This window comes from Pseudomonas sp. P1.31 (assembly GCF_001269815.1).
GTDB classification, from domain to species: Bacteria; Pseudomonadota; Gammaproteobacteria; order Pseudomonadales; family Pseudomonadaceae; genus Aquipseudomonas; species Aquipseudomonas rustica.
In genome coordinates this window covers 162,445-181,072 of record NZ_LHVN01000013.1, presented here as the reverse complement: position 1 = coordinate 181,072, position 18,628 = coordinate 162,445, and the positions used below count along the sequence as shown (strand labels likewise).

At 60.7% G+C, this 18,628-nt stretch carries 16 protein-coding genes; 7 read left to right on the top strand and 9 right to left on the bottom strand.

Annotation, left to right across the window (positions count from 1 at the left end; translation table 11 throughout):
• Window positions 1-167 precede the first annotated feature (167 nt).
• Window positions 168-776, bottom strand: coding sequence for a lytic transglycosylase domain-containing protein (locus tag AD669_RS09595; protein WP_053119059.1), 609 nt, complete (start codon window positions 774-776; stop codon window positions 168-170).
• Between the two features lie 205 nt (window positions 777-981).
• Between AD669_RS09595 and gspG the strand changes: the two genes are divergently transcribed.
• The 3 genes from gspG to AD669_RS09580 all read left to right on the top strand — a co-directional run bounded on the left by gspG (window position 982) and on the right by AD669_RS09580 (window position 3,244).
• Window positions 982-1,410 carry a type II secretion system major pseudopilin GspG gene (gene gspG / locus AD669_RS09590; protein ID WP_053119057.1) on the top strand — a complete coding sequence of 143 codons (429 nt, stop codon included), beginning with the start codon at window positions 982-984 and terminating at the stop codon, window positions 1,408-1,410.
• A gap of 14 nt (window positions 1,411-1,424) precedes the next feature.
• The gene (locus AD669_RS09585) at window positions 1,425-2,612 is read left to right on the top strand and encodes a type II secretion system F family protein (protein ID WP_053119056.1); all 1,188 of its coding nucleotides are present in this window, start codon (window positions 1,425-1,427) and stop codon (window positions 2,610-2,612) included.
• A gap of 74 nt (window positions 2,613-2,686) precedes the next feature.
• Window positions 2,687-3,244, top strand: a complete 558-nt coding sequence (locus AD669_RS09580; RefSeq protein WP_082341416.1) for a hypothetical protein — start codon at window positions 2,687-2,689, stop codon at window positions 3,242-3,244.
• A gap of 582 nt (window positions 3,245-3,826) precedes the next feature.
• Here AD669_RS09580 and AD669_RS09575 read toward each other — a convergent pair.
• Window positions 3,827-4,726 (bottom strand): LysR family transcriptional regulator, encoded by a 900-nt coding sequence (locus AD669_RS09575; protein WP_053119050.1) that lies wholly within the window; start codon window positions 4,724-4,726, stop codon window positions 3,827-3,829.
• Window positions 4,727-4,954: 228 nt separating this feature from the next.
• On the opposite strand from AD669_RS09575, the gene AD669_RS09570 reads away from it, so the two are divergent.
• Together AD669_RS09570 and AD669_RS09565 are read left to right on the top strand one after the other, a co-directional pair.
• Window positions 4,955-5,971 (top strand): alpha/beta hydrolase, encoded by a 1,017-nt coding sequence (locus AD669_RS09570; RefSeq protein ID WP_053119190.1) that lies wholly within the window; start codon window positions 4,955-4,957, stop codon window positions 5,969-5,971.
• Between the two features lie 188 nt (window positions 5,972-6,159).
• The gene (locus AD669_RS09565; RefSeq protein WP_053119049.1) at window positions 6,160-7,587 is read left to right on the top strand and encodes a mechanosensitive ion channel family protein; all 1,428 of its coding nucleotides are present in this window, start codon (window positions 6,160-6,162) and stop codon (window positions 7,585-7,587) included.
• A 210-nt stretch (window positions 7,588-7,797) separates the two neighbouring features.
• Here the strand turns inward: AD669_RS09565 and ycaC are convergent, their stop codons facing one another.
• The 6 genes from ycaC to AD669_RS09535 form a co-directional block, all read right to left on the bottom strand.
• Window positions 7,798-8,421 carry an isochorismate family cysteine hydrolase YcaC gene (gene ycaC, locus AD669_RS09560; RefSeq protein WP_007913541.1) on the bottom strand — a complete coding sequence of 208 codons (624 nt, stop codon included), beginning with the start codon at window positions 8,419-8,421 and terminating at the stop codon, window positions 7,798-7,800.
• Window positions 8,422-8,492: 71 nt separating this feature from the next.
• Window positions 8,493-10,331 carry an amidohydrolase gene (locus AD669_RS09555; protein ID WP_053119047.1) on the bottom strand — a complete coding sequence of 613 codons (1,839 nt, stop codon included), beginning with the start codon at window positions 10,329-10,331 and terminating at the stop codon, window positions 8,493-8,495.
• A gap of 43 nt (window positions 10,332-10,374) precedes the next feature.
• Complete coding sequence (locus AD669_RS09550) at window positions 10,375-11,001, bottom strand: antibiotic biosynthesis monooxygenase (protein ID WP_053119045.1); 627 nt, start codon at window positions 10,999-11,001, stop codon at window positions 10,375-10,377.
• On the bottom strand, window positions 10,994-11,410 hold the full coding sequence (locus AD669_RS09545; RefSeq protein WP_053119043.1) for a DoxX family protein: 417 nt from the start codon (window positions 11,408-11,410) through the stop codon (window positions 10,994-10,996). Before AD669_RS09545 ends, AD669_RS09550 begins: the two co-directional genes overlap by 8 nt.
• A 273-nt stretch (window positions 11,411-11,683) precedes the next feature.
• On the bottom strand, window positions 11,684-12,043 hold the full coding sequence (locus AD669_RS09540; protein WP_053119041.1) for a DUF6124 family protein: 360 nt from the start codon (window positions 12,041-12,043) through the stop codon (window positions 11,684-11,686).
• 510 nt (window positions 12,044-12,553) lie between these two features.
• A complete protein-coding gene (locus tag AD669_RS09535; RefSeq protein WP_053119039.1) occupies window positions 12,554-13,477 on the bottom strand; it encodes a LysR family transcriptional regulator in 924 nt (307 codons plus the stop codon).
• A 212-nt stretch (window positions 13,478-13,689) separates the two neighbouring features.
• Between AD669_RS09535 and AD669_RS09530 the strand changes: the two genes are divergently transcribed.
• Both AD669_RS09530 and AD669_RS09525 read left to right on the top strand, forming a co-directional pair.
• Entirely contained in the window at window positions 13,690-14,112 is a 423-nt protein-coding gene (locus AD669_RS09530; protein ID WP_053119037.1) for a helix-turn-helix domain-containing protein, read from the top strand.
• Window positions 14,113-14,254: 142 nt separating this feature from the next.
• The gene (locus tag AD669_RS09525; RefSeq protein WP_053119035.1) at window positions 14,255-17,149 is read left to right on the top strand and encodes a winged helix-turn-helix domain-containing protein; all 2,895 of its coding nucleotides are present in this window, start codon (window positions 14,255-14,257) and stop codon (window positions 17,147-17,149) included.
• Here AD669_RS09525 and AD669_RS09520 read toward each other — a convergent pair.
• Entirely contained in the window at window positions 17,114-18,550 is a 1,437-nt protein-coding gene (locus tag AD669_RS09520) for a winged helix-turn-helix domain-containing protein (protein ID WP_053119033.1), read from the bottom strand. The two genes, AD669_RS09525 and AD669_RS09520, sit on opposite strands and share 36 nt — an antisense overlap.
• Window positions 18,551-18,628: the final 78 nt, after the last annotated feature.

The following is an 18,628-nucleotide window of genomic DNA, read 5'->3' as shown; positions in this document are numbered from 1 at the left end:
CACTTCTCGACAAATGCCTCGGAGCAATCCGCGTGCCACAAAAAATTCGTTTACCGTTCAATCGGTTACTGCAGCGACTTGAGAATCCGGGGCATATTCCCCACCGCTTTGCCCCACTTTTCGGGGCTGCCGGGTTTGCCCCGAAAGTGGGGAAAACCGGGTTGGGGTCACAGCGGGGCGTCCATCGCCAAGCCCTGCAAACGTCGGTACTGGCGCAACACATTCGGCACGTAACGCTGGGTTTCAGCGAACGGCGGGATCACCCGGCCACGGCTGAGCACCGCGTCGGGCCCGGCGTTGTAGGCCGCCACGGCGAGTGCGATGTCGTTGTCGAAGAGGGTCATCAAACGCTTGAGGTATTTCGCGCCGCCCTGGATGTTGGCCTTGGGGTCGTAGACGTCGGTCACACCCAGTTCGCGCGCGGTGTCGGGCATCAATTGCATGAGCCCGCCGGCGCCTTTGGGTGAGGTCGCGCCGGGGTTGTAATGCGACTCGGCGTTGATCACCGCGTGCAGCAACGCTTCGGGTAACTGGTTGACTTTGGCGGCTGCCGACACCAGTTCTGCGTAGGGCTGATTGGCGATCATTTGCGGCTGTTGATCGAGGCTGGCCACAGGCATTTCAGCCTCGTGGATCACCCGTTCGTAGGTGCGTCCGGGACGGTGAACGTTGGACAGCACGTAGCTGCCCTTGGCGTCCACCGAGATAAATACATCGGCCTGCGCGGCGCCGCTGAGCAGCACACAACCGAGCAATCCGCTGGCGAGAAATTTCATGTCGGGCCTCCCCGGATCGACCCCGATAAATTGGGGGAAATGCCCCAATGGCCGATCACGTCTGAGCCATACGCAAGCACTGTGCCGACTCTTGAGAGGCCCGTATTTCAAGGGTTTCGGCGTGTCGGCCAGTTTTCAGTGAGGCTGAGCATGGCAATTGCATAAGCCCTTCAGGCGACACGGCTGCCACTCACGGGAGGTCATCATGAAGCTGCAATTTCGTCCGCGTGGCCAACGCGGTTTTACCCTGCTCGAATTGCTGGTGGTGCTGGTGGTGCTCGGTCTGTTGGCCGGGATCGTCGCGCCGAAATACTTCGCTCAACTCGGTCGCTCGGAAGTGAAAGTGGCCAAGGCGCAGATCGAAGGACTGAGCAAAGCACTCGACTTGTATCGACTGGAAGTCGGCCACTACCCGTCCACCGAACAGGGCTTGCAGGCCTTGGTCACCGCCCCGAGTGACGAGGCGAAATGGACCGGCCCGTACTTGCAGAAAAAGCTGCCGCAGGATCCGTGGGGGCGTAGTTACGCCTATCGCTATCCCGGCGAAAACAGCGAGTACGACTTGCTGTCGATGGGCAAGGACGGCCAGCCCGGTGGCGAAGGCGAAAACGCCGAAGTGACCAATTGGCAGTGAGCGGAGCGCGGCCCATGCGATTTCATTTGAAAGCGGTCGGCAAGGCTGGCGTGGTGTCCTTGAGCGTCGAAGCAGCGGGCGACAGCGAAGCGCGACGGATTGCCGAGGATCAGGGTCTGCGCGTGCTCAGTTCGCACGCCGACAAGCATTGGCGTTCGCTGCGATTGCGTCAGCGCGAGACCTTCAATCTGGTGCTGTTCAGCCAGGAACTGACCACGCTGCTCAACGCCGGACTGCCGTTGATCGATGCGTTGGAAAGCCTCGCCGAAAAAGAATCCGCCCCCGCTGCCCGGAAAACCTTGAGTGAGCTGGTGCGCCTGCTCTACGAGGGCAAATCGTTTTCGCAGGCGCTGGGCCAGTTGTCGGCGGTATTCCCGCCGCTGTACGTGGCGCTGGTACAGTCCAGCGAGAAGACAGGCGCGGTCGGCGATGCGCTGGGCCGCTACGTCAGCTATCGGCAGCGCATGGACGAGGTGCGGCAGAAGATCATCAGCGCCTCGATCTATCCAATGCTGTTGCTGATAGTCGGCGGTGGCGTGGTGCTGTTCTTGATGGGTTATGTGGTGCCGCGCTTCAGCCTGGTGTTCGAAGGGCTGGGCAATAACCTGCCGTGGCTGTCGCAGGTGTTGATGAGCAGTGGCATGTTTCTGCATGCGCATCAGGCGGAATTCTTTGGCGCGCTGGCGGCGATTGTCATCGCCCTCGCCGTCCTGCAAAAACAACCGGCGTTTCGTCGTGGGCTGGATCGGCTGGTGGAGAAATTGCCCGCCGTGCATCAACGAATTTTCATGTATGAGCTGGCGCGGTTTTATCGTTCGCTGGGGATTCTGCTGCAAGGTGGTATTCCGCTGGTGACCGCCATGAGCATGGTGCGCGGCCTGCTGACTGTGGCCTCACGAACGCGGCTCGATCAGGCTTGCGAGCGGGTGCGCGAGGGGCAATCGTTGTCTACCGCGCTGGAGCTCAATCACCTGGTGACACCGGTGTCCCTGCGCCTGCTCCGGGCCGGCGAACAGTCCGGCAACCTCGGGCAGATGATGGAACGCAGCGCCGACTTCTACGACGAGGAAATCAGCCGCTGGCTGGAGTGGTTCGTGAAGCTGTTCGAACCGCTGCTGATGACCTTCATCGGCCTGCTCATCGGGGTCATCGTGATCCTGATGTACATCCCGATTTTCGAACTGGCGTCGAGTATTCACTGACCCCGGGAACGGGTCGAATCCCTGCAACAACGCACTCTCACGTTCCCAACAAGACCACAAAGACGGAGAACGATATGCACATTAAAAAGCTCGTGCTCGCAATGGCCATCGGCGCAGTTCTGTCGGCGTCCACGGTACTGATTCCGGACAGTTTGTCGGGGGTTTCCAGTGTTCAGGCCAAGGAAGGTGGGAGTGGTGGTGGAGGGAACGGCGGCGGACATGGCGGAGGGGGTGGCGGTAGCGGCGGTGGAAACGGGGGTGGGCATGGAGGCAGTGGCGGTGGCGGTGGCGGTGGCGGTGGCGGTGGCGGTGGCGGTGGAAATGGTGGCGGTCATGGCGGCAGTGGCAATGGTGGAAGTGGCCACGGTGAGGGCGGCAGTGGTCACAGCGGCAGCGGCCAAGGCTCCGGACACTCGGGCAATTCCGCGTCATCCTCCGGCCGCAACGGCACCCACGCCGAACCGGGCGATGATCACGGTGTTCACCGGGCGGGTGAAGTCGGCGACGATCATGGCGTCCATCGCGCCGGTGAAGTCGGCGATGACCGAGGCCTGCATGCAGCGGGCGAACCGGGGGATGATCGCGGCGTGCACGTCGGCGGCGAACCCGGCGATGACAAACGCGCCAACTGACCTCTAGAGCCCACAGGACTCGTGGTTCACCCAGATTTCACAGTCATCCATAAAGCCAATGTGGGAGCGAGCTTGCTCGCGAAGGCTGTGGGTCAGCCAATGATGGGTTAACTGACAGTCCGCCTTCGCGAGCAAGCTCGCTCCCACAGGACTCGTGGTTTACCCAGATTTCACAGCCATCCATAAAGCCAATGTGGGAGCGAGCTTGCTCGCGAATGCTGTGGGTCAGCCAATGATGGGTTAACTGACAGTCCGCCTTCGCGAGCAAGCTCGCTCCCACAGGACTCGTGGTTTACCCAGATTTCACAGCCATCCATAAAGCCAATGTGGGAGCGAGCTTGCTCGCGAAGGCGTCGGGTCAGTCAATTGTGTTTTAGCTGACCCGACGCTTTCGCGAGCAGGCTCGCTCCCACAGGACTCGTGGTTTACCCAGATATCACAGCCATCCATAAAGCCAATGTGGGAGCGAGCCTGCTCGCGAATGCTGTGGGTCAGCCAATGATGGGTTAACTGACAGTCCGTCTTCGCGAGCAGGCTCGCTCCCACGGGGTTTTGCAGGGTTTGAAAAAACCACTGTAAGGTTTAGAGGGCGACGTTGTTTTGGTTCAGGCGTTCGCGCAAAAACTCGACCAACGCCTGCACCGGTCTCGATGCCTGGCGATGCTGTGGGTAAACAGCTGAAAGTGTCAGCGGCTCCGGACGCAGATCATCCAGCACCGGCACCAGCCGGCCATCCTTCAGCGCCGCGCCGACAATAAACGTCGGCAAATAGGTAATCCCCATCCCCTGCACCGCCGCATCCCTCAGCAACTCGCCGTTGTTCACCCGCATGCGCCCGGTGACATTGACCAGCAGCGGCTTGCCCTGCCCGGCATTGAAACGCCATTGCACCGAGCGACCATGGCCATAAGGAAGGCAATCATGGCTGTGCAAGTCTTCCGGTTCGAGCGGCGTACCGCGTTCGGCCAGATACGCCGGACTGGCGCAGTACACCCGCTCGATCGACGCAATGCGCCGGGCGATCAGCGTCGAGTCCTCCAGCACGCCAATGCGCAAGGCCAGATCGTAGCCCTCACCCAACAGGTCTACCGGACGATCGCTCAAGTCCACTTCAACGGTAACTTCGCGATAACGCTGCAAAAACATCGGCAGCAGACAACCGAGGTGCGCGACGGCAAACGACAGCGGCGCGCTCACGCGAATCGTTCCGCGCGGCTCGGCGGTCTGCCCGGCGATGCCCTGCTCGACCTGTTCGACCTCGCCCAGCAGGCGCAATGCCGACTCGTAATAGCTCTGGCCCAACGGGGTGACGTCGAGGCGCCGGGTCGAGCGATTCAACAACCGCACGCCGAGGCGTTCTTCCAACTGCATTAAACGCCGGCTGACGAACTGCTTGGACAGGCCCAATTGATCGGCCGCTGCGGTGAAGCTGCCGGAGTCCATGACCTGGCAAAAAATACGCATGTCTTCGAACGGGTTCATTGTCACTCTCTGGTGGACAGTTAAACGCTTTATAGCCGCTTTTTCACTCTCGAGCAGCTCATTAATCTGTGCTCACGGTTTGAAAACAACCCTGAACACGTAGGAGCTGCCCCAGGCTGCGATCTTTTGATCTTGATCTGCGGTGACGCGGGTAAAAGGCAAAAACAGGATCAAAAGATCGCAGCCTGCGGCAGCTCCTACATCACACATTCGAAAATGGAATTGAACATGAACATTAAACAGACCCTCGCCGCTTCCCTCCTCGCCCTGTCCATCGGCAACGCGTTCGCCGCCGAGACCTCCGGTGTCGAACACAACACCCAGGCCTTCCTCAACGCCCTCGCCGCTGGCGGTGGCAAACCCCTTGAGCAACTCAGCCCGAAGGATGCCCGTGCGGTGCTGACCGGAGCGCAGGCTTCGGTGAAGGTGGACTTGTCCGGTGTTGAAGTCAGCGACAAAGCGATCAAGGTCGATGGCCAGACGATCAATCTGAAAGTGGTGCGTCCGGCCAAGGTCAAAGGCGAGTTGCCGGTGTTCATGTTCTTCCACGGTGGCGGCTGGGTACTCGGTGACTACCCGACGCACCAGCGCTTGATTCGTGACCTGGTGGTGGGCTCGGGCGCTGTCGCGGTGTACGTCGACTACACGCCGTCGCCGGAAGCGCAGTACCCGACGGCGATCAACCAGGCTTACGCCGCGACGAAATGGGTGGCTGAGCACGGCAAGGACATCGGTGTCGACGGCAAGCGTCTGGCGGTGGCCGGCAACAGCGTCGGCGGCAACATGGCGGCGGTTGTGGCGTTGATGGCCAAGGAACGGAAAACCCCGGCACTGCGCTTCCAGCTGTTGATGTGGCCAGTGACCAACGCGCAGTTTGACGACGGTTCGTACCAGCAATTTGCCGAGGGCCATTTCCTCACCAAAGGCATGATGCAGTGGTTCTGGGACAACTACACCACCAACCCGGCCGAGCGCGCGCAGATCCATGCTTCGCCGTTGAACGCCAGCGCCGAACAGCTCAAAGGCTTGCCTGCTGCACTGGTGCAGACCGCCGAGTTCGACGTGCTGCGTGATGAAGGCGAAGGCTATGCGCGGCACCTCGATGCGGCCGGCGTGGCGGTGACCTCGGTGCGTTACAACGGGATGATCCATGACTTTGGTTTGCTCAACCCGCTGAGCCAGATTCCTGAGGTGAAGGCAGCGGTGCGTCAGGCGGCGGCTGAGTTGAAGACTCATCTGAACTGAGCCCAAGTCCTCGCCACACCCAAAATTGTGGCGAGGGGATTTATCCCCGATGGGTTGCGAAGCGATCCCGCTCTTATCCAGAAGAAGCAGGGACTGCTGCGCAGTCCATCGGGGATAAATCCCCTCGCCACAAAAACCTCCTCCCCACCAAAAACTTCTTCAACACTGGTGCAGCTCCGGAGATTGCCATGTCCTTCCTCCTCACCCATCTGCTGTCCCTGAGCGCCGCCCTGCTGCTGCTCGACGCGGTGCTCTGGCACTTCACGCCGTTCACCCATCGTGCGCCAAGAGTGGCTGTGCGGCTGGCGCTGTTTCTGGCCTTCTCCGCACTGGTGATCAATGCCGGTGTCAGCCCGCTGCAAGCCCCGCTGTTCGCCGATGACCGCGTCGCGCAATTGGGTGCAACGGCGTTGGGGATTCTCTGGTGGTTGTACGCCGCACGAGTTTTGACCGAAGTGATCGGCCTCGCGCTGATGCGTCGCATCGGTCACAGCGGTCGTTTGCTGCAAGACGTGATCGGCGCACTGGTGTTTCTCGTGGCCATCGTTGCCGCCGCCGGTTACGTGCTGGAACTGCCGGTCAAAGGCTTGCTGGCGACCTCCGGGGTGGTCGCTATCGTCGTCGGTCTGGCGCTGCAAAGTACCTTGGCCGATGTGTTTTCCGGGATCGTCCTCAACACCACCAAGCCTTATCAGGTCGATGATCTGGTGATGATCGATGGCGTCGAAGGCAAGGTCTTCGACATCGACTGGCGTGCCACGCATCTGCTGACCAGCGCCGGCACCATGGCCGTAGTGCCCAACTCGGTGGCGGCGAAGGCGAAGATCGTCAACCTCAGCCGCCCGAACAACATGCATGGCGTGTCGATCAGCATTCAGGTGCCCAATCACATTCGTCCGCGCCGGGTGCTCGATGCACTGGATCGTACGCTGCAAGGCAGCAGCTCGCTGTTGCTGAGTCCGGCGCCAAAAGCCGTGCTGAAAGAGGCCGGCGAAACCATGTCGGAATACGTCGCCAGCGGTTTCATTGCCGAGTTGGGCAAGAAAGGCGAAGTGCGCAATCAACTGTTCGACCTCGCCCACCGGCATCTCGAAGCAGCAGGGATTTCGCGGCATCCGGACGGCGTGATCGAACCGTCGACCCGCGCACGTGCGCTGCTTGATGAAGTAAAAATTTTCCGTTCGCTGAGCAGCGAAGAACGTGATCGCCTCGCCGAATCGATGGTCGCTCAGCAGTACACAGCAGGCCAGGTGGTGCTGGGGCTGGATGAAGTACCGGACAGTCTGTTCGTGATTGCCACGGGTGTGGTCAGTGCGACGGTGCCGGATGGTAATGAGCAGACTGAAGCCGGGCGCATGGGGCCGAGTGAGGTCATGGGTGAGCAGAGTATTCTGGCTGATACGCCGTCGCAGGCTACGTTTACCGCGTTGACGTCGAGCATCATTTATCGACTCGACAAGAACCTCACTCGTCAGTGCATGGAACAGCGCACGGAGGTGGGTCGGGCGTTGAATAAATTGCAGGCGGTACGTCAACAGAACAGTCGCCTCGCGTTGATGGCTAAACCGGTGGCGGTGCGGAAAGGCGGGTTTTTGGGGTGGTTGCAGAAGCGTTGAGGCGTAGATTTTTAAGATCAAGAGCCTACCCCCTCACCCCAGCCCTCTCCCCCAAGGGGGCGAGGGGGAAAGGGAGCCGATCTTCAAGCTTTTCAAAATTGAAGTTCGACTCGGTATTGCACGTCGGCGTACCTCGCAAGAACCCCTCGGTCAGTCCCCTCTCCCTCCGGGAGAGGGTTAGGGTGAGGGGCTCTTCCAGCTCACACCCAATTACTTGGCGGTGAACTTGGTATAGCTGTTAATCAAATTGCGATAGTTCGGCAGACGCTCCGACAGCAAGTGCGCCAAACCTTCCATATCGTTGCGCCAGTCACCCTGCAGCTCGCACGCCACCGAGAACCAGTTCAGCAGGTGTGCACCCGCCGCCGACATCCGCGCCCACGCCGCTTGCTGCACGGTGGTGTTGAAGGTGCCCGACGAGTCAGTCACCACAAACACTTCGTACCCTTCAGCAATGGCCGACAGCGTCGGGAACGCCACGCAAACATCAGTCACCACACCAGCGATGATCAGTTGCTTGCGACCGGTCGCCTTGATCGCTTTGACGAAGTCTTCGTTGTCCCACGCATTGATCTGCCCCGGACGCTGAATGAACGGCGCATCCGGAAACTGTTCGCGCAGTTCAGGCACGATCGGGCCATTCGGGCCGGCGTCGAAACTGGTGGTGAGGATGGTTGGCAGCTTGAAGAACTTGGCGATGTCGCCCAGCGCCAGCACGTTGTTCTTGAATTCGTTCGGGGTGAAATCCTGTACCAGCGAGATCAGGCCGGTCTGGTGATCGACCAGCAGTACAACCGCATCATCTTTGTTCAGACGTGTGTAAGGAACGCTCATGGGAAAACTCCTGATGGACGGATGGATGAAGCGTGAAGCGCCGACCGGTCGGCCGGCGCTTTGGGGGAGAATCAGAAAGCGAAGCAGGAGCAGCCGAACGCGCCCCAGAACCCGGCGAAGTCGCTGACCGGCGCGTTCGACATCCGCGCCTTTTCATGGCTGTGGGTGTGTACGGCGCAAGGGCCGCTGCACTGGTGAACCTGCGCCTGCAACGGCGAATTCGGCCGCCAGTGGCCCGGGACTTTGACCACCGGCGACCAGTCCGGCAGCACCGGAATCGAGCGCGGCCCGAGGTCTTCAAAGTCGCCGGCAGCGTAAACAATCTTGCCGCCAACCACGGTCAGTACCGACTCGATCCACTTGATCGCTTCTTCCTCGACATGGAAAAAGTCCGCACTCAACGCCGCCAGATCCGCCAGTTGCCCGACCTTGATCTGGCCTTTCTTGCCCTGCTCCGAGGAGAACCAGGCGCTGCCGTGGGTGAACAGTTCCAGCGCGGTAGCGCGCGGCAAACCTTCTTCGTACAAAGCCAGGCCACCGACGGTGCGACCGCTGACCATCCAGTACAGCGACGTCCACGGGTTGTAGCTGGAAACCCGCGTCGCATCGGTACCCGCGCCGACCGGCACACCTTCGGCGAGCATGCGTTTGATCGGTGGGGTCGTTTCGGCGGCTTGCTTGCCATAACGGTCGACGAAATATTCACCCTGGAACGCCATGCGATCCTGAATCGCAATGCCGCCGCCCAGCGCTTTCACCCGCTCGATGTTCTGCGGGGTGATGGTTTCCGCGTGGTCGAAGAACCATGGCAAACCGTTGAAAGGAATGTCGCGATTGACCTTCTCGAACACGTCGAGCATGCGGCTGATCGATTCGTTGTACGTCGCGTGCAAACGGAACGGCCAGCGCTGTTCAACCAGGTGGCGCACCACCGGTTCCAACTCTTCTTCCATGGTCTGCGGCAGATCCGGGCGCGGCTCGAGGAAGTCTTCGAAGTCCGCTGCGGAGAACACCAGCATCTCGCCGGCGCCGTTGTGGCGCAGGTAGTCGTCGCCCTGATGCAACTTGACGCTGCCAGTCCAGTTCTGGAAATCGCTCAGTTCTTCTTTCGGTTTCTGGGTGAACAGGTTGTAGGCGATGCGCACGGTCAACTGGTCGTCTTTGGCCAGTTGCTCGATGACTTGATAATCGTCCGGGTAGTTCTGGAAACCACCGCCAGCATCGATCGCGCTGGTCAGGCCGAGGCGATTGAGTTCGCGCATGAACTGGCGGGTCGAGTTGACCTGATACTCCAGCGGCAGCTTCGGCCCTTTGGCCAGCGTCGAATAGAGAATCATCGCGTTCGGCCGCGCGACCAGCATACCGGTCGGGTTGCCATTGCTGTCGCGAACAATCTCGCCACCCGGTGGGTTCGGCGTGTCGCGGGTGTAACCGGCGACACGCAGCGCGGCGCGGTTGAGCAGCGCGCGGTCGTACAAATGCAAGATGAACACCGGTGTGTCCGGTGCGGCCTGGTTGATTTCTTCGAGGGTCGGCATGCGTTTTTCGGCGAACTGGAATTCGTTCCAGCCACCGACCACGCGCACCCATTGCGGGGTCGGCGTGCGGTCAGCCTGATCCTTGAGCATGCGCAGCGCGTCGGCCAGCGACGGCACGCCTTCCCAGCGTAGTTCGAGGTTGTAGTTCAAACCGCCACGGATCAGGTGCAAGTGCGAGTCGTTGAGTCCGGGGATCACGCAGCGGCCGTGCATATCGACCACTTGCGTGTTCGGCCCGCGCAGGGCCATGGCCTGGTTGTCGTTGCCAACGACCACGAAACGGCCATCGGTAATCGCCACGGCACTGGCCAGCGGTTTGGTGCGGTCTACGGTATGAAATTGGCCATTGAACAGAATCAGATCGGCGCTCATCGCAGTTCCTCAAGCAAAGTAAAAAGAAGCAAACCCCGCGCGCTCAGCGTGGCGAGGTTTCTTGGGAATCGAGGTGTTCATGGGCCTGACTGGCTTCGAGCCACGGCGCGAACAAGCGAGTGACGCGCGGCATGAACACGTACACCACCGACACGACGATGGTCAGAGTGATCAGGAACGTGGCAACCACGTAGTTGGAAAGCAGCGGATGCAATCTGAGCAGCGGCCCCCAGATCAGCGGCACCAGCAAGGTGTGCGGCAGAATCACCAGCAGCGTGATCACTGCTTGTTTCCAGCGCGGCGGTGGCGAGGCGGCTTCGGCCAGCGGCGAGAACCAGAACTCGTTGACCGGCGCGACTTCGGTCTGGTCGCCATCGGCAAGCATCGGCGCAGCTTCATCGACCAGCGCCTGACGCTGCGGCGATTCCAGCCACGATTGCATGGCGTCGGTGGAGCAAAAGCGCAGTACGCAGGTGTAGAAGTCGAGACCGGCACGTTTACCGCGCACCACATCAACCCCCAAGTGCCCTTCCCGCTGCCCCGCGACCCGCACGATATTGCGCAGCCAGGCTTCATACGCCGCCTCAAACCCGGCCTTGACCCGGTGCTTGACGATCAGCGTCACGGTCTCATCAGACCCCGGTGCTTTTGGACTCAGGACTTCAGGCATAACGCAGCACTCCGGGCAAACGGACATTGAGCGCCAGCCGTCCCGGCCCGGCGATAAACACGGTGGCAAACAGGATCAACAGCAACCAGCCGAACTGCCCCTCGGCCACACTCCATTGCGGATGCACGACCAACAACGCCACCAGCAGAACAAAGAGAATAGGCACGCAGGCCAATCGCGCCAGTACCCCGGCGACGATCAGTAGCGGGCAGACGACTTCGGCGAAGATCGCCAGCATCAGGGTGAGGTGCGAACCGAGGTGGAACGGATCTTCGATCAGCTGTAGTTGCGCGCTGAAATCCAGCAGCTTGGGCAAGCCATGTACCCACAGCAAAAACAATCCGCCGCTGACCCGCAGAAACAGCAAACCGGCGTCGCGCGCCTGTTCATCGCGTTGCAAAGCGTTCATGACCCCATCCTGGAAACTTCATCGACCTGAATAATGCCGATGCCGGGAAGGGAAAAATTGAACGGGTGTGCTCAGTTCACCAGCGTACCGAGATATTCAGCACACCACAAAACCCTGTGGGAGCGGGCTTGCTCGCGAAGGCGTCGGGCCAGTCGATTGATCGTTCCCACGCTCTGCGTGGGAATGCAGCCCGGGACGCTCCGCGTCCCTTCCAGGGCCGAACGCGGAGCGTCCGTTGAGGCATTCCCACGCAGAGCGTGGGAACGATCATGTTCAGGCAGGTGGATTAAGGTTATCCAGCACCCGATTCACCGCGAGCTCGCCGAGCATGATCAACTGCGCTATCCCCAACAATGCCCGGCGCTGCGCGGCGGGCAAGAGGTGGGCGACGTCTTGGGCAATGGTTTTGGCCGAGGCGAGGGTTTCGCTGGCGTCGGTCAGAAGATCTTCGTTTTTGGTGTCGGCGGTGACGGCGTACATCCCACGGGTTTTACGTGGAGGCGGCGTAGAGCCGGGTGGGCAAAGGTAATGGTCGAGGGCGCGGTCGGCGGCTTGGTGGAGTTTTCTGGAATCGATGGATGCGTAGGGGGATGTGGGGTCGATGTCTGGTGGGTTTGGTGTGATTTTGAACATGGATGGTGCTCCTAGAGTCAATGGAGCTGCCACGATTCGCTGCGAGACGAATTAAGGTGGCAGCTATACGCGGGTCGCAGACCGGGACTCTAGAACCGGCAGACCCGAAGGTCTCCCACGTACAGCCGCCATGACAAAAACGAACAGATGAGTGTTCGACGATGGAAGATGTTGTGCGTCTAGAGATATGCGGGCTGCGAGACCCGATCACTGGTGTCAATGACCGACCCACAATAGAACCCAGCTCCAGAGCGCACAAGCCGGCGGATTCTGTCTTAGCTGTAGGCAAAGGCGCAAGGTTGTGTAGCCTGAAAGAGTGTCTGCTGGTGTTGCTTAAACAGTGGTGTTTAAAACACCAAAAACTCAAGCATCACACAGATGCCAATGTGGGAGCGAGCCTGCTCGCGAAGGCGTCGGGGCAGTCGATAAATGCTTTGACTGACACACCGCTTTCGCGAGCAAGCTCGCTCCCACAGGGGTCTTTTATTGTCTGTGAGATCGGCGCTGGGTTTAAATCGCAGGGATATCCAGCGGCGCCGCCATGAACTGACTGATCCGCGACCGCAACCACTTCTCCGCCGGATCGTTGTCATGCACCCCGCTCCACGCCATCGACAACTGCGCCGCATCAATCGGAAACGGTGGGTCTTCGGCGCGCAGCGCACAGCCCTCAACCAGCGCGCACGCCGCATAATCCGGCACGGTGGCGATCATTTCAGTACCCGCCAGCAACGCGCGCAAGCCACTGAACTGCGGCACGCCGAGCACGACGCGGCGGCTGCGGCCGAGTTTGGCCAGGTCGAGGTCGATGTTGCCGCTCAAGTCTCCGGAGAACGAGACCATCGCGTGCGGGCGTGCGCAGTATTCGTCGAGCGTCAGCGGGCCTGGGCGGTCGTCGCCGCGCAGGACTTTGCAGGGGATGTCGCGGAGTTTTTTGCGTTTGGCGTTGGCCGGCAGATCGGTGGTGTAACTGACACCGACGGAGATCTCGCCGGACGCCAGCAGCGCCGGCATCAGCAAGTAGTTGGCGCGGCGCACCACGACGACGATGCCCGGTGCCTCTTCCTGAAGCTGACGCAACAACGGCGGGAACAGGCCAAATTCCGCGTCGTCCGACAAGCCGATCCGGAACACATCGCAGCTGCTTGCTGGCTCGAATTCCTTGGCGCGGCTGACGGCGCCGGAGATCACGTCCATGGCCGGTTGCAGTTCTTTGAGAATGTCGAGCGCGCGCGCCGTCGGCTCCATGGCGCGACCGTTGCGCAGCAGCAACGGATCATCGAACAGATCGCGCAAACGGCCTAACGCGGCGCTGACGGCGGGTTGGCCCATGAACAGTTTTTCGGCCACGCGGGTCAGGTTCTTTTCGAACATCAGTGCTTCGAATATCACCAGCAGGTTCATGTCGACGCGGCGCAGATCGTTACGGTTCATGGGTTCGATTTCCTTGTATGGCCAGCCAGACGCAAGTGCTACGCACTTTACTCGATCAACGGCCCATCCAGCGCGGGTCTGTTAAGCGAATTAACAACGATTAACTCGTCAGCGGCCAGCCCGCGCACAACAATCGATGGCCTGCGCAGCGTTGTTTTTTGACCTGAGGGAAAGCGCCGAGTGTGCGTTCCCCACCGACACGGATCCTGGCCATGGCTCATTCTCTGCAAACCGTCGCCCTCGCCCCTGCCTGCGAACCCGTCGTGCCACGCACCGGTGGCCTCAGCCCGCAACGGGTGCGGCGGGTCAAGCAACTGATCCTCGACCGTCTCGGCGAAAGTCTGGAAGTCACCGAACTGGCGCAGGCGTGCTCGTTGTCGCGCAGTCATTTTTCGCGTGCCTTCAAGTGCAGCACTGGCGTTTCACCGCAAGACTGGATACGAGGCCAACGCCTCGCTCGCGCCAAACTGTTGATCCAGCACACCGACCTGAGCCTGACGCAAATCAGCCTGGAATGCGGTTTCTGCGATCAAGCGCACTTCTGCCATATTTTTACTCGCAGCGAAGGGATCAACCCGTTCGCCTGGCGCTGCCAGGTCATGCGTGAACCGAGAAGTCCTCGCCCACTGTCATGAAGTTTTGAACCCACCACTCACACCAGCCGTTGCACCGATGCTCAAACCTGAGGATTATGCCCGGACACCGCGAAACAGACGCCCTGCGCGCTCGCCCAGTGCTGTTTCGTCCTGTCCGCTGCAGCACCGCAGGAGTGAGTGGTTGAGTCTTCCGTCAAATCAGGCCATCGGCTTCGGCCCTTATCGGATTTACCCGGCACAACGGCTGGTGCTTGAGGGTGAGCAACCGTTGCGGCTGGGTCGCCGGGCCATGGACATTCTCCTGATTTTGCTGGCGCACGCTGGCGAAGTGGTAAGCAAGCAGGCGTTGATGGCCGGAGTGTGGCCGGACAGCGTTGTCGAAGACATCAATTTGCGCGTGCACATGGCCGCCTTGCGCAAGGCACTCGGCGATGGTCAGGCCGGTCAGCGCTACATCGTCACCGTGGCGCAGCGGGGTTACAGCTTTGTCGCACCGATTCTGCAACAGAATATCGATCAACAACCCGCTGGCACGCACGTTGGGCGACATAACCTGCCGCTGCGGCGCACGCGGATGATCGGCCGCCAAATGCTGGTCGACAGCCTGATGACGCAATTGCCGCGTCAGCGCTGCATCACCTTGGTCGGCCCCGGCGGAATCGGCAAAACCACGGTTGCCCTGCGCGTTGCCGAGCAATTGATCGGGCATTATCGCGATGGCATTCGCTTGCTCGATCTGGCACCGCTGTCCGACCCGCGAATGATCTACTCGCACCTGGCTGCCCTTCTCGACACGTTGCTTAACGATCACGATCCGCAGACCAGTCTGATCAACGCCCTGCGCGATCGGCAAATGCTGCTGGTGATCGACAATTGCGAGCACTTGATCGACGCCGTCGCCCTGCTCAGCGAGAGCATTTTGCGCGGCGCGCCGCAGGTGCACATTCTGGCGACCAGTCGCGAAAGCCTGCGCGCCGAGGGCGAGTATGTGCAGCGGCTGGAATCCCTCGACTGCCCGCCGGACATCGTCCTCGACCGCGCGCAGGCATTGAGTTTTGCAGCCCTGCAACTGTTCGTCGAACGGGCCATGGCCGCTTGCGAAAATTTTGAAATCAGCGAAGCCGAACTGCCGCTGGCGATTGAAATCTGCCGACGCCTCGACGGTATTCCGCTGGCGCTGGAGTTGGCGGCCGCGCAAATCGGCGAATTGGGATTGAGCGGTTTGTCGAAGCAGTTGCAGGGGCGTTTGCCGCCCGTGGCGCCGGACAATCAGGATCGTCACATCACACTGCGGGCCACGCTGGACTGGAGTTTCAATTTGCTCACCGCTTGTGAGCAAACCTGCTTGCGCCGGCTGGGGGTGTTTCGCGGCGGCTTCACGCTAGAGTCCGCTGCGGCAGTCATTGGTGGCCAGCACCTCACGCCCGGTGAGGTATTTGGCTCGATCACGCAATTGGTCGCCAAATCACTGCTGAACGTTGAAGTCGGCGATGAAGAGGTGTTCTACCGTTTGCTCGACACCACTCGCCGTTATGCCCTGGAAAAACTCTATATGTCGGGCGAGCTTGGACAGACCCGCAAGCGCCACGCGGAGCGCTGTCTGGCGCTGATGCATCAGGCGCAGAGCGCTTGGGAACACACGCCGACCACGCTGTGGATCGAGCGCTATGCGCGAGGTCTGGAAGATTTGCGCGCGGCGCTGGACTGGAGCCTGAACGGTGACGGCCCGGATGATCTGGCGATTCGATTGGCCGCCGCTTCCGCGCCGTTATGGCAGGAACTGTCGCTGCTCAAGGAATACGGCGGTTACGTGCGTCAGGCGCTGGCTTTGCTGGAGGATGCCGAGACGCCGTGTCCGCGTCTGCAAATTGCCTTGAATCTCGCACTCGGCAGCGCCTGTTATCACACTTGGGGTGGCACCCCGGAAACCATTGAGGCTTTCGCCAGTGCCACTGCGCTGGCCCATCAGCATGGCGATGTCGCCGGGCAACTGCGGGCGGTGTCGGGGCACATGGCGGTCAATCTCAGTTGTGGGCATTACCAAATGGCTCTTGAGCAGAGCGAACAATTCGATCGCCTCGGCCTGCACGGCGATCCGCTTTTGACATTAAGTACTCACCGTTTGCGCGTGCTGGCGCTGCACTACGCCGGCGACCAGACGCAGGCGCGCATCCACGCCGAACAAGTGATTCAGCGCATGGCGCAGAGCGGTCACCTCAATCGCTTTACCCACGGGTTCGGCGTGCAATACGACCAGAGCGTCGCTTCGCTGACCGTACTCGCCCGCGTGTTGTGGTTGCAGGGTTTTCCCGAACAGGCGTGGAATACGGCGCGGCAGGCGCTGGACATCGCGGTGCAGATCAATCATGGCACCTCGATTTGCTACACCCTGGCGCTGGCCACTTGTCTGATCGCGCATTACAACGGTGACCAACAGAACGCGCGGGCCTTGTTGCGTCTGCTGCTGGAGCAATCGCAGAAGCATTCGGTGCTGCTGTTTCATACGTGGGGGCGGCATTACGCGCAGGTGATTGATGCTGAGACGCCGACGGTTGTGCGGGCGGAGGGTGGCGGGTTGATCCGGGAAATCATGGTGACGCTGGACAGTGGTTTTGTGGAAGATGCGTTGCTGGAGCGGGCGCGCAGTGGTGCGGCGGGTTGGAGCACGGCGGAGATATTGCGGGCTCGGGCGGAGCAGCTTTTGGCTGAAGATTTGCAGTGTCTGGACTGGCCTCTTCGCGAGCAAGCCCGCTCCCACATTGGATTTGTGTCAGGCATAGATCCCTGTGGGAGCGGGCTTGCTCGCGAAGGCATTAGCCCGATCACCACAAAATCCCAAGAAGCAGAACACATCCTGCTGCAGGCCCTGTCCATCGCCCAATCCCAAGGCGCACTGGCCTGGGAGCTACGCAGCGCCATGTCACTGGCCCAGCTCTGGCAGCAACAATCGCGCTACCTCGAGGCCCTTGATCTGCTGACCCCGATCTACCAACGTTTCACCGAAGGCTACGCCACCCCGGACTTGCGCAAAGTGCGCCAGCTACTCGACAAGTTGCGCAATCAAACGCAAGCCTGAAACCCGGGATGACCGCCGCAGAAAATGTAGATGGCGATGTTCAAAATCACCGCTGATGAGTTTTGCCCGCGCGTACAACCGAGTGGTGTTGAGCATTCGATAGTGCAACGCCCCCTCCCCGCGCTTTACCGTTAGTAATGACTTCTGCACCAGTTGATCAATGATCAACTGCCCGTGTGCCTCGGCGAGCACCGCCAGCGCCGCCTCAAGCGTAAAAGCCACTTTGAACACCGACAAACGTTGCAGCACCCGCTGCTGTTGTTCGCTCAAGCGCTGATAGCTCCAGTCCAGCGCGGCTTGCAGGGTCTGATGCCTTGGCTCAGCAGTGCGTCGCCCCTGAAGTTGCAGACAATTACTCAATTGCGCCTGCAACCCCACCAGCGCCAGCGCATCGATTTGCGCTGCCGCCAGTTCTATCGCCAACGGCAAACCGTCGAGGCGTCGACAGATATCGCGCACGACTTCCAGATCCTGCAGCCGCAGGCAAAACCCCTGCTGACGTGCGCGGGCGCGGCTGACAAACAGCTGCACCGCCGAATAACCCATGGTTTCTTCGACGCTGTCCAGCGCGCTCGACGGGGGAAGGCTCAGAGGTGGCAGGTGCTGCACGGTTTCCAGATCGGCTTGCAGCGCTTCGCGGCTGGTCACGAGGATCGACAAACGCGGCGCCGCATTCAGCAGTTTCTCCACCACAGACTTGCAGGCGTCGCGCAGATGCTCGCAGTTGTCGAACAGCAACAGCGTGTGACGACTGGCCAACGTGGCGAGATCGGTATTTAGCGTGAGCAAAACGTGATCAAACAGCGCAGTGCCATCGTCGACAAGCGCCAGATCCACCCGCCACACGCCATCGCGAAAGTGCTGCAGCAACAACTCGGCCGCGCGCAAAGCCACCGTGGACTTCCCGACCCCGGCCGGGCCCGTCACGCTCATCAACCGGCACAGTGGCAATTGGCGCACCATCGAACCGACTAACGAATCGCGGCCGGTCACCGGCGTCAGGCGTGCCGGCAGATTGTGCTGGGGCGCTTGCACAGTTTCGAACACCACTTGCGCGGTATTGTCGCCCTGCACCGGGGCGACGAAGCTGTAACCGCATTGCGGCACGTTGACGATGTAGCGCTGGCCATTTTCACCGTCACCCAGCGCCCGGCGCAGCGCGGCAATGTGCACGCGCAAATTGATCTCTTCGACCACCGACGTCGGCCAGACCAGCGCAATCAAGTGCTCCTTCTTGACCACTCGACCGGCGCGCTCGACCAGCACTTGCAGAATGTCCAGCGCACGCCCGCCCATGCGCAATTGCCGATCCCCTTCCAGGATCAGCCGCTGGCGCAAGTGAAACGCGTAAGGGCCAAAATGCAGCACTGACGCCGAGGTCAAATCGATGGGGCTGTTCATGCCATCATCTTGGCAGCCTCAAGTGACGGTACAACTGCCACGCGGGGCGCAACACGGACTTCCGAGTGCGCGAAACGG

What these genes read in the sequence shown, in the direction of transcription:
- AD669_RS09530 (WP_053119037.1), top strand. Translation starts at nt 13,690, where the DNA reads ATGGCTCATTCTCTGCAAACCGTCGCCCTCGCCCCTGCCTGCGAACCC.
- AD669_RS09540 (WP_053119041.1), bottom strand. Translation starts at nt 12,043, where the DNA reads ATGTTCAAAATCACACCAAACCCACCAGACATCGACCCCACATCCCCC.
- AD669_RS09535 (WP_053119039.1), bottom strand. Translation starts at nt 13,477, where the DNA reads ATGAACCGTAACGATCTGCGCCGCGTCGACATGAACCTGCTGGTGATA.
- AD669_RS09520 (WP_053119033.1), bottom strand. Translation starts at nt 18,550, where the DNA reads ATGAACAGCCCCATCGATTTGACCTCGGCGTCAGTGCTGCATTTTGGC.
- AD669_RS09580 (WP_082341416.1), top strand. Translation starts at nt 2,687, where the DNA reads ATGCACATTAAAAAGCTCGTGCTCGCAATGGCCATCGGCGCAGTTCTG.
- AD669_RS09585 (WP_053119056.1), top strand. Translation starts at nt 1,425, where the DNA reads ATGCGATTTCATTTGAAAGCGGTCGGCAAGGCTGGCGTGGTGTCCTTG.
- AD669_RS09565 (WP_053119049.1), top strand. Translation starts at nt 6,160, where the DNA reads ATGTCCTTCCTCCTCACCCATCTGCTGTCCCTGAGCGCCGCCCTGCTG.
- AD669_RS09555 (WP_053119047.1), bottom strand. Translation starts at nt 10,331, where the DNA reads ATGAGCGCCGATCTGATTCTGTTCAATGGCCAATTTCATACCGTAGAC.
- ycaC (WP_007913541.1), bottom strand. Translation starts at nt 8,421, where the DNA reads ATGAGCGTTCCTTACACACGTCTGAACAAAGATGATGCGGTTGTACTG.
- AD669_RS09575 (WP_053119050.1), bottom strand. Translation starts at nt 4,726, where the DNA reads ATGAACCCGTTCGAAGACATGCGTATTTTTTGCCAGGTCATGGACTCC.
- AD669_RS09570 (WP_053119190.1), top strand. Translation starts at nt 4,955, where the DNA reads ATGAACATTAAACAGACCCTCGCCGCTTCCCTCCTCGCCCTGTCCATC.
- gspG (WP_053119057.1), top strand. Translation starts at nt 982, where the DNA reads ATGAAGCTGCAATTTCGTCCGCGTGGCCAACGCGGTTTTACCCTGCTC.
- AD669_RS09595 (WP_053119059.1), bottom strand. Translation starts at nt 776, where the DNA reads ATGAAATTTCTCGCCAGCGGATTGCTCGGTTGTGTGCTGCTCAGCGGC.
- AD669_RS09550 (WP_053119045.1), bottom strand. Translation starts at nt 11,001, where the DNA reads ATGCCTGAAGTCCTGAGTCCAAAAGCACCGGGGTCTGATGAGACCGTG.
- AD669_RS09545 (WP_053119043.1), bottom strand. Translation starts at nt 11,410, where the DNA reads ATGAACGCTTTGCAACGCGATGAACAGGCGCGCGACGCCGGTTTGCTG.